The sequence below is a fragment of the Enorma burkinafasonensis genome, assembly GCF_902150035.1.
GTDB lineage: Bacteria > Actinomycetota > Coriobacteriia > Coriobacteriales > Coriobacteriaceae > Enorma > Enorma burkinafasonensis.
This window is the reverse complement of sequence record NZ_LR597539.1, coordinates 1-3,007: the sequence shown is the minus strand read 5'-3', so window position 1 is coordinate 3,007 and position 3,007 is coordinate 1. Positions and strand designations below refer to the sequence as shown.

The following is a 3,007-nucleotide window of genomic DNA, read 5'->3' as shown; positions in this document are numbered from 1 at the left end:
GGACATGCCGTCCTCCGATCTCCCGGGGCCGGCCGATCCGGCCCTCAGGGTATCGGGTTCCCACATTCATCCGCACATGTGCGGATGAATGTGGGAGGTGTTCGGATAAAGTTGATAATCAAGGCGCTGCGAAGGGATGCGGAAACTCTGCGAAATCCCGTTGACCGCGCAGCTAGATGCGGTATACTTCTACGGTCATTTGCAGAGCCCCGTGAATCTCTGTTACGACACGTTTTATTGGAGGAGTTCGAAGTGATTTCAAAGTCGACTCACTACGCCAAGCAGGGTGAGGTTGCCCGCAACTGGGTCCTCATCGATGCCGAGGGTAAGGTGCTGGGCCGTCTGGCCACGCAGATCGCCATGATCCTGCGCGGCAAGAACAAGCCCCAGTTCACCCCCAACTCCGACTGCGGCGACTTCGTGATCGTCATCAATGCCGATAAGGTCCAGCTTACCGGCAACAAGGCGGATCACAAGACCTACTATCGCCACAGCGGTTACAACGGCGGTCTCAAGGCTGAGAGCTTCCGCACGGCGATGGAGAAGCACCCCGAGGAGGTCATCCGTCGTGCCGTCCGCGGCATGCTGCCCAAGACCACCCTCGGCCGCCAGCAGCTCGGCAAGCTCAAGATCTACGCCGGCCCGGAGCATCCGCATGCGGCGCAGAACCCCGTCAAGATCGAGTTGGAGGCATAAGCTATGGCTGAGAACACCGTTGTCTACCAGGGCACCGGGCGCCGCAAGAACGCCGTGGCCCGTGTCCGTCTCGTTCCCGGTACCGGCAAGGTGACCGTCAACAAGCGCGATGCTGCCGAGTACTTCGGCCGTCAGCAGCTCCTCGACGGCGCGCTTGCCCCCTTCAAGGCGACCGATACCCTCGGTTCCTTCGACGTCATCGCGCTGTGCGACGGCGGCGGCATCTCCGGCCAGGCCGGAGCGCTCCGCCTGGGCATCGCCCGCGCGCTGCTCAACGCCGGTGACTACCGCGCCGACCTCAAGAAGGCCGGCTACCTGACCCGCGACGCCCGCGTGGTCGAGCGCAAGAAGTACGGCCTCAAGAAGGCCCGTCGTGCGCCTCAGTTCTCCAAGCGCTAAGGTTTCGCGGGACTACCCGCCACCTCGCGTGCAAACGGGGTTTGCCACCCATGGCAGACCCCGTTTTTTGTGCGCCGCGCAGGTCGTGCGGGCGCAGCGGACGCCCTGCGCGACGGGGGATCCGGTACGCATGAGGGGTCCTGGCGCAGGCGGAGGGCCCGCATGGGCGCCATGCGCCCCCCGGATGCCCACCGCGCCGTTTTGCGGTAGGATAGACATACCGATCGCACCTGTGGGACGTGCATCGTCTAGCCAAGGGAGATCATGTTCAAATCGTTCTTACATTCTTTGGGATTCCACGAGCGCCGCAACGTCTTGCTCTCGCCGCTCGCCGGCAAGGTCATCCCCCTGTCCGAGGTGAACGACCCCACGTTCGCCTCGGGTTCGCTGGGTGACGGCGTGGCGATCGAGCCCACGGGCGACAAGGTGGTCGCGCCCTCCGATGCGAAGGTCAAGGCGATCTTCCCGACCGGGCACGCCGTGGCGCTCCATACCGACGACGGCCTCGACGTGCTCATCCACGTGGGCCTTGATACCTACAAGCTCGACGGCCGGCACTTCAAGGTGCGCGCCGCCGAGGGCGACTCCGTCAAGCGGGGCGACGTGCTCATCGAGTTCGACCGTGACGCGATCCGCTCGGAGGGTTACGATATCACCGCCCCCATTCTCATCTGCAACTCGGTCGAGTACTCGAGCATCAAGGGAAACGTGGGCGACACGGTCTCCGAGCTCGAGAGGCTCCTCACCGCGCGGGAGCGATGAGGGATAGTTGGGTAAGACGGTCGCTTGGCCGTGGGAAGGTACCGAAGGAAGGAACCCAGAATGAAGATCGTACGCGCACGCGACTATGACGATATGAGCCGGAAGGTCGCGAACCTGATCGCCGCCCAGGTCATCTTGAAGCCCACGACCATCCTCGGCCTCGCGACGGGCACCACGCCCATCGGCACCTACCAGCAGCTCATCAAGGCCTATGAGAACGGCGACCTCGACTTCTCGCAGGTCCGCTCCTACAACCTGGACGAGTACCGCGGTCTCACCCACGACGACCCGCAGAGCTACCACTTCTTCATGAACGACCAGCTCTTCAACCACATCAACATCGACCCGGCGAACGTGCACGTGCCCGACGGCTCCAACCCGGACGCCGACGCCGCCTGCAGCGAGTACGACCGCATGGTCGAGGAGGCCGGCTACTGCGACTTGCAGCTGCTCGGCATCGGCCGCAACGGCCACATCGGCTTCAACGAGCCCGACGAGGTCTTCTCCAAGGGCACGCACTGCGTCGACCTGACCCAGAGCACCATCGAGGCCAACGCCCGCCTCTTCGAGCGCGAGGAGGACGTCCCGCGCCAGGCCTACACCATGGGCACCCAGACGATCATGAACGCCCGCATGGTGGTCGTTGCCGCCAACGGCGAGAACAAGGCCCAGGCCGTGCACGACATGTGCTTCGGCCCCGTCACGCCCCAGTGCCCCGCCTCCATCCTGCAGCTGCACCCCAACGTGGTCGTCGTCGCCGACGAGGAGGCGCTCGCGCTCTGCAAGTAGCGCCCCGCTGCAAGATTTGTGCTGCCGGTTGATTTCCGATCCCAACCGAACACATTGAGCTGACGGCACGCTCCCGCAGTTAACCGAACGCCCCCGAGGTCCTATCCGGGCCCCGGGGGCGGCATTTTCCCAGTTGAAGGAATGGTGGAGATGTGTTTCGATGGGTCCGGTGGCCATGCTCCGCCCGCCGCCCGGCACCTCTTCCCAGACTCAGCCGGACGGTCGGTCCGTCTATTCCGTTTTTCTCCTAGGCTAGGCCAGCGGGGCATCGCCCCTCTCTGCGCGCGCCCTCTCGATGAGCCCCGGCGTCAGGTCGAGATCGCCGAGCGGCACGTCCTCCACGCCGTAGGCGTCCAGCAGC

The 3,007-nt window shown here is 64.5% G+C and carries 4 protein-coding genes; all 4 read left to right on the top strand.

All coding sequences use genetic code 11. The features are described 5' to 3' along the window. Positions 1-252: 252 nt before the first annotated feature. The 4 genes from rplM (at position 253) to nagB (ending at position 2,646) form a co-directional block, all read left to right on the top strand. Entirely contained in the window at positions 253-696 is a 444-nt protein-coding gene (gene rplM, locus FS885_RS09760; protein WP_144744838.1) for a 50S ribosomal protein L13, read from the top strand. Positions 697-699: 3 nt separating this feature from the next. After that, positions 700-1,095, top strand: coding sequence for a 30S ribosomal protein S9 (gene rpsI / locus FS885_RS09755; RefSeq protein WP_144744837.1), 396 nt, complete (start codon positions 700-702; stop codon positions 1,093-1,095). A gap of 264 nt (positions 1,096-1,359) precedes the next feature. Next, entirely contained in the window at positions 1,360-1,857 is a 498-nt protein-coding gene (locus tag FS885_RS09750) for a PTS sugar transporter subunit IIA (RefSeq protein ID WP_144744836.1), read from the top strand. Positions 1,858-1,917: 60 nt separating this feature from the next. Continuing rightward, positions 1,918-2,646: a glucosamine-6-phosphate deaminase gene (nagB, locus tag FS885_RS09745; RefSeq protein WP_144744835.1), complete on the top strand. Its 729-nt coding sequence runs from the start codon at positions 1,918-1,920 to the stop codon at positions 2,644-2,646. Positions 2,647-3,007 lie beyond the last annotated feature (361 nt).